General features: G+C 69.6%; 4 protein-coding genes. 2 read left to right on the top strand and 2 right to left on the bottom strand.

What is annotated here, in order from left to right; translation table 11 throughout:
• Positions 1-2732, top strand: a 2732-nt coding sequence (glnE, locus tag L810_RS31205) for a bifunctional [glutamate--ammonia ligase]-adenylyl-L-tyrosine phosphorylase/[glutamate--ammonia-ligase] adenylyltransferase (protein ID WP_042976860.1), incomplete at its 5' end; no start/stop codon positions are given.
• A gap of 132 nt (positions 2733-2864) precedes the next feature.
• On the opposite strand, the gene recN is transcribed toward glnE, so the two are convergent.
• Together recN and L810_RS31195 are read right to left on the bottom strand one after the other, a co-directional pair.
• Positions 2865-4514 (bottom strand): DNA repair protein RecN, encoded by a 1650-nt coding sequence (gene recN / locus L810_RS31200; RefSeq protein ID WP_021162220.1) that lies wholly within the window; start codon positions 4512-4514, stop codon positions 2865-2867.
• Positions 4515-4533: 19 nt separating this feature from the next.
• A complete protein-coding gene (locus tag L810_RS31195) occupies positions 4534-5436 on the bottom strand; it encodes an NAD kinase (RefSeq protein ID WP_027788318.1) in 903 nt (300 codons plus the stop codon).
• Between the two features lie 131 nt (positions 5437-5567).
• Between L810_RS31195 and hrcA the strand changes: the two genes are divergently transcribed.
• Positions 5568-6590, top strand: a complete 1023-nt coding sequence (gene hrcA / locus L810_RS31190) for a heat-inducible transcriptional repressor HrcA (RefSeq protein ID WP_021162218.1) — start codon at positions 5568-5570, stop codon at positions 6588-6590.
• The last annotated feature ends 120 nt before the right edge of the window (positions 6591-6710 follow it).

The following is a 6710-nucleotide window of genomic DNA, read 5'->3' as shown; positions in this document are numbered from 1 at the left end:
CGCTGGCCGAACAGGTCGCCGCGTGGGCCGCCGCGCCGCTCGGCCGCGCGCAGCTCGACGCGCGCCTCACCGAGCTGCTGGCGACGCCGGCCGGCACGGCCGCGCCGACCGAGGAGCAACTGAAGCGCGCGCTGAGGCAGTTGCGTGCCGAGGCGTTCGGCGCGGTCGCGGAACGCGACCTGCGCGGGCTGGCGGACGTCGCCGAGGTCACGGGCGCGATGACCGATCTCGCCGAAGTGGCCGTGCAGCGCTCGCTCGCGCTGCTGTCGGTTGAACTCGAGGCGCTGTACGGCGAGCCGCGCGGCGCCGACGGCCAGCGCGTCGTGCTCGGCGTGGTCGGGATGGGCAAGCTCGGTGGCCGCGAGCTGAACGTGTCGTCGGACATCGACCTGATCTTCGTGTACGAGGACGACGGCGAGACGACCGGCGGCGCGCGTTCGCCGCTGTCCACGCAGGAATACTTCACGCGGCTCGGCCGGCGCCTGATCGGCGTGCTGTCCGAGGTCACGGCCGACGGCTATGTGTTTCGCGTCGACATGCGGCTGCGTCCGAACGGCGATTCGGGGCCGCTCGTCTGCAGCCTCGGCATGCTCGAGGAATATTTCTACGTGCAGGGGCGCGAGTGGGAGCGCTATGCATGGATCAAGGGACGGCTCGTGTCGGAAGGCGACAGCGACGCGGCGCGACGGCTGGAGTCGCAGCTCGAGTCGATCGTCAAGCCGTTCGTGTATCGCCGCTATCTCGATTTCGGCGTGATCGGCGCGATCCGCTCGCTGCACCAGCAGATCCGGCAGGAAGCCGCGCGCCGCGCGTCGATGCGGCCCGACAAGTCCGACGACATCAAGCTCGGGCGCGGCGGGATCCGCGAGATCGAGTTCAGCGCGCAGGTATTCCAGCTGATCCGGGGCGGCCAGGATGCGGAATTCCGCGTGCGGCCGACGCTCGCGGTGTTGCGCCATGCGCAGGCGCGCGGGCTGATCGGCGAGGACGTGCGCGCGCGCCTCGCCGATGCCTACAACTTCCTGCGCACGCTCGAACACCGGCTGCAGTACCGCAACGACGCGCAGACGCACGCGATGCCGGTCGAGCCGGATGAACGCGCGGCGCTGGCCGCGTCGCTCGGCTTTGCCGACTATGCGGCGCTGATGACGGTGCTGGATGAGCACCGGAACTTCGTCGAGGCGCAGTTCGACCAGATCTTCGCGGACAAGGTGAAGGGCGGCGGCCCTTGCGCGGCGGGTGACGACACGGCCGCCGCATGGATCTGGAGCGGCGCGCTGGGCGACGACGGCGAGGACGATGCGCTGGTCGCGCGCCTCGACGGCCTCGGTTTCGCCGATCCGGCCGCCGTGCTCGCGCGGCTGCGTGCGATCTGGCAATCGACGCGCTATGCGGGCCTGCCGGAAAAGAGCCGGCAGCGCTTCGACCGCGTCGCGCAGCGGGCGCTCGACGCCGCGCCGAACATCGACGCCGCACGCCGCGACGACACGATCGTGCGCCTGTTCGACCTGCTCGAGACGGTCAGCCGGCGCGGCGTCTATCTCGCGCTGCTGACCGAGTATCCGGCCGCGCTCGACCGCGTGCTGTCGGTGCTCGGCGCGACGCGCTGGGGCGGCGGTTATCTGATCCGCCACCCGCAACTGCTCGACGAACTGCTCGACGACGAGGCGATCGCGAGCCCGTTCGACTGGCCTGCGTTCAAGGACGCGCTGCGCGCGCGTCTCGCGGCGGCCGACGGCCCCGAGCAGCAGATGGACCTGCTGCGGCACGCGCAGCACGCGGAGGTGTTCCGGATCCTGCTGATCGACCTGGCCGGGCAGCTGTCGGTCGAGCATGTGAGCGACCGGCTGTCCGAGCTGGCCGACGCGGTGCTCGACGTGACGATCGAAGTCGTCTGGTCCCAGCTCGCGAAGCGTCATCGCGACGTGCCGAAGTTCGCGGTGATCGCGTACGGCAAGCTGGGCGGCAAGGAGCTCGGCTACGCATCCGATCTCGACCTGATCTTCCTGTACGACGACGCGGACGAGCGCTCGGCGGACGTCTACACGACCTTCACGCGGCGGCTCATCACGTGGCTCACCACGGCGACCGGGGCCGGCGCGCTGTTCGACATCGACCTGCGGCTGCGGCCGAACGGCGAGGCCGGGCTGCTCGTCACCGATCTCGATGCGTTCCGCCGCTACCAGCTGCGCGAGGGCGATGCCGCGAACACCGCGTGGGTGTGGGAGCACCAGGCGCTGACGCGTGCCCGCTACAGCGCGGGCGACGCGCAGATCGGCGCGGACTTCGAGGCGATCCGCCAGCAGGTGCTGACGACGCCGCGCGACGGCGGCGTGCTCGCGAAGGAGATCGTCGACATGCGCGGCAAGGTGTTTGCCGGCCATCCGAACCAGACCGAGCTGTTCGACCTGAAGCACGATCGCGGCGGGATGGTCGACATCGAATTCATCGTCCAGTACTGGGTGCTGCTGCACGCGTCGAGCGACGCCGAGCTGATCCGCAACACGGGCAACATCGCGCTGCTGCGCGAGGTCGCGCGCTTCGGGCTGATGGGCGAGGACGAGGCCGAGCGCGTCGGCGCGGCCTACCGGAAGTACCGGAAGCTGCAGCACAAGCTGCGGCTCGACGGGATGGAGAAGGCGCGGGTCGATCCGGCCGTGGTCGCCGACGAGCGCGCAGCCGTGACGGCGCTGTGGGCGCGCGTGTTCGGGACGGCTGAAACGGGCGTTTGAGTCGGGTGTTTGAGTCGGGCGTTCGAATTCCCGGAGCAGGGCGGGCGCGATCGGGCGAGCGGCCGTGCGGGCAAAAAAAAAAGACCGGCGCATGCGCCGGTCTTTTTGAATTCGGCCCACGCAGTACCCGCGTCAGGCCGCCAGCATTTCCTTCGCGTGCTTGCGCGTCGTGGCCGTGATCTCGAGCCCGCCGAGCATCCGCGCGACTTCCTCGATCCGGTTGGCGCGGTCGAGCGCGACGACCGTCGACACCGTGCCGCCGCGCTCGTCGGCGCCCTTCGCGACCTGGAAGTGGTGGTCGCCGCGCGCGGCGACCTGCGGCAGGTGTGTCACGCACAGCACCTGGCGATCGCGCCCGAGCTGGTGCAGCAGGCGGCCGACCACTTCGGCGACGCCGCCGCCGATCCCCGTATCGACTTCGTCGAAGATCAGCGTCGGCGTCGGGCTCGCCGCGCTTGCGATCACTGCGAGCGCGAGGCTGATCCGCGCGAGTTCGCCGCCCGACGCGACCTTCGCGAGCGGCCGCAGCGGCACGCCGGGGTGGCCGGCGACCCGGAATTCGACCTGCTCGAGCCCGTGCGGGCCGCCGTCGGCGAGCGGGACGAGCGCGACTTCGAAGCTTCCGCCCGCCATCGACAGTTCCTGCATGCCGGCCGTGACGGCCGTGCCGAGCGCCTTGGCGGCCTGCGCGCGCGCCTTCGACAGATGCCTGGCATCGGCGAGATAGGCCTCCCGCGCCTTGGCCTGCGTCGCCTCGAGCGCACCGAGATCGGCGGCCGCGTCGAGCGCGGCGAGCTGCGCGCGGCGTGCCGCGTGTTCTTCGTGCAGCGTGTCGGGCGGCAACCGGAACTTGCGGGCGGTCGAATGCAGCGCATCGAGGCGCGTTTCGACCTGCGCGAGCCGCTCGGGATCGAGATCGACGCGCTGCGCATAGTGGGACAGCGAGTAGACGGCTTCCTGCAGCTGGATCTCGGCCGGTTCGAGCGACGCGAGCGCGTCGCCGAGCGCGGTGTCGTAGTCGGCCAGGCTGCGCAGCTTCGAGACGATCGCGCCGAGCTGCGCGAGCATCGCGTCGTCGGCCTCGGACAACGCGTTGAGTGCGCCGCGCACGCCGTCGATCAGGTTTGCCGAGTGCGACAGGCGCTTGTGCTCGTTGCTGACCTCGTCCCATTCACCGGGCTGCGGCGCGAGCTTGTCGAGCTCGGCGAGCTGCCACGCGAGCTTTTCGCGTTCGAGCTGCAGCTCCCGCTCGTGCGCCTTCGCGGCCTCGATCGCCTGCGTCGCGTCGCGCCACACGCGCCACGCGCGCGCGACGTTCGCCGCATCGGCGACGAGCCCCGCGTGCGTGTCGAACAGCTCGCGCTGCGCGTCGGGCCGCATCAGCAGCTGGTGCGCATGCTGGCCGTGGATGTCGACGAGCATTTCGCCGAGTTCACGCAGCTGCGCGAGCGTCGCGCTGGTGCCGTTGATGAACGCGCGCGACCGTCCGTTCGCATCGATCACGCGGCGCAGCATCACGGTGTCCTCGGTGTCGAACGCGTGTTCGTCGAGCCAGCGCGCGACGCGGTCGTGCGGCGTGAATTCGGCGGTGATGTCGGCGCGGCCGCAGCCGGTGCGCACGACGCTCGCGTCGGCGCGTTCGCCGAGCGCGAGGGCGAGGGCGTCGATCAGGATCGATTTCCCGGCGCCGGTTTCACCGGAAAAGACGGAAAAGCCGCTGTCGAATTCGAGATCGAGCGCGGCGACGATGACGAAGTCGCGGATCGAGAGGTGGCGGAGCATGGTGTCGGGCGGAGCGGCGTCAGGACGCCTTGTCGTCTTCGTTCGAGGCGTGTTCGTTCCAGTGCAGCTTCTTGCGCAGCGTCGCGTAGTAGCTGTAGCCGATCGGGTGCAGGAACGGCACCGTGTGCTTCGAGCGGCGCACCTCGATCGTGTCGTTCAGTTCGAGCGACGTGAACGACTGCATGTCGAAGTTCACGTTGACGTCGCGCCCGCCGACGATCTGGATCGCGATCTTCGAATCGTCGGGCAGTACGATCGGCCGGTTCGACAGCGCGTGCGGCGCGATCGGCACGAGCACGATGCCCTGCAACTGCGGATGGAGGATCGGGCCGGCCGACGACAGCGCGTAAGCGGTCGAGCCGGTCGGCGTGGCGACGATCAGGCCGTCCGAACGCTGGTTGTACATGTACCGGCCGTCGACCGACGCGCGCAGCTCGACCATCCCGGAGAAGCCGCTGCGGTTCACGACGACGTCGTTGAACGCGAGCGCGTGGTAGATCGGTTCGCCGTCGCGCATGATCCGGGCCTCGAGCAGCGAGCGCTCCTCGCGCTCGAACTTGCCCGACAGGATCACCGGGACGAGTGCCTGCATGTCGGCGGCCGCGATATCGGTGATGAAGCCGAGCCGCCCGTGGTTGATCCCGATCAGCGGTGTCTTGTACGGCGCGAGCTGACGGCCGATGCCGAGCATCGTCCCGTCGCCGCCCAGTACGACCGCCACGTCGGCGCGCGCCCCGATTTCGGCCGGGGTCAGCGCCGGGTAGCCGGTGATGCCGATCTCGCGCGCGGTCTCGGCTTCGAAGACGACCTCGAAGCCCCGCTTGGCGATGCAGGCGGCCAGCGTGGCGAGCGGCTCGGCGATGTTCGGCGTGTTGCTCCGGCCGACGAGCGCGACAGTGTTGAACTGATTACCGGTTTTCATGCCGGCATTACACCATAGCTCGTTGACGAAAAGAACCGGCTGTTCGCCGACGGGGCCGGATCGGGTCGGCCCGCGCATCGGCGGCCGACGCCACTCGCCGCGGTCGCGCGGTTGCGCTAAAATTTTCCACCATGCTAGATCCTCGCGCACGAACCCTCCTGAAAACCCTGATCGAACGGTATATCGCCGACGGTCAGCCAGTCGGATCGCGCACGTTGTCCCGTTACTCCGGGCTCGAGCTGAGCCCGGCGACGATCCGCAACGTGATGTCCGACCTGGAGGAGCTCGGCCTCGTGTCGAGCCCGCACACGTCGGCCGGCCGCGTGCCGACGCCGCGCGGCTACCGGCTGTTCGTCGACACGATGCTGACGGTCGAGGTGCCGATCGACGCCGAGGCCGTCGCGCGGCAGGTGCAGAACACGCTGCAGGCCGGCGAGCCGCAGCAGCGCGTCGTGGCGGCCGCCGCGAGCGTGCTGTCGAACCTGTCGCAGTTCGCGGGCGTCGTGCTGACGCCGCGCCGCAGCCACGTGTTCAAGCAGATCGAGTTCATGCGCCTGTCGGACAAGCGCATCCTGCTGATCATCGTGACGCCCGAGGGCGACGTGCAGAACCGGATGCTCGCGACGCCGCGCGACTACTCGCCGTCGCAACTGACCGAGGCGTCCAACTACATCAACGCGCATTTCGCCGGGCTGTCGTTCGACGAGGTGCGCCGTCGCCTGCGCGACGAGATCGACCAGTTGCGCGGCGACATGACCACGCTGATGCATGCGGCCGTGACGGCCAGCACCGAGGTGCCCGACACCGAGGACACCGTGCTGATTTCCGGCGAGCGCAACCTGCTCGAGGTGGCGGATCTGTCGTCCGACATGGCCCGGCTGCGCAAGCTGTTCGACGTATTCGACCAAAAGACGGGCCTCCTGCAACTGCTCGACGTGTCGAGCCACGCCCAGGGCGTGCAGATCTTCATCGGCGGCGAATCGACACTCGTGCCGATCGAGGAAATGAGCGTCGTTACCGCCCCTTACGAGGTAAACGGGCAGATCGTCGGCACGCTCGGCGTGATCGGCCCGACCCGCATGGCGTACAACCGCGTGATCCCGATCGTCGACATCACCGCGCGGCTGCTGTCGCTCACGCTGAGCCAGCAATAGCCTGCGAGCGCCAGCCCGATCCCGCCCCGTCATCGTGCCGCGGCGCCGCGTGCGCCGACAGTCGGCCGAACGGCCAGCCGACCGGCGCGAGGCGGCCCGCTATAATTGAGAGCCGTCCGG

It is taken from the genome of Burkholderia sp. AU4i (genome assembly GCF_000466765.1).
Taxonomy (GTDB): domain Bacteria; phylum Pseudomonadota; class Gammaproteobacteria; order Burkholderiales; family Burkholderiaceae; genus Burkholderia; species Burkholderia cepacia.
Note: the sequence above shows the minus strand (reverse complement) of the source record. Positions and strands in the feature narration are given on the sequence as shown.

Bases quoted from the DNA above. Each gene is read 5' to 3' on its own strand.
- L810_RS31195 (WP_027788318.1), bottom strand. From the start codon at position 5,436: ATGAAAACCGGTAATCAGTTCAACACTGTCGCGCTCGTCGGCCGGAGC.
- recN (WP_021162220.1), bottom strand. From the start codon at position 4,514: ATGCTCCGCCACCTCTCGATCCGCGACTTCGTCATCGTCGCCGCGCTC.
- hrcA (WP_021162218.1), top strand. From the start codon at position 5,568: ATGCTAGATCCTCGCGCACGAACCCTCCTGAAAACCCTGATCGAACGG.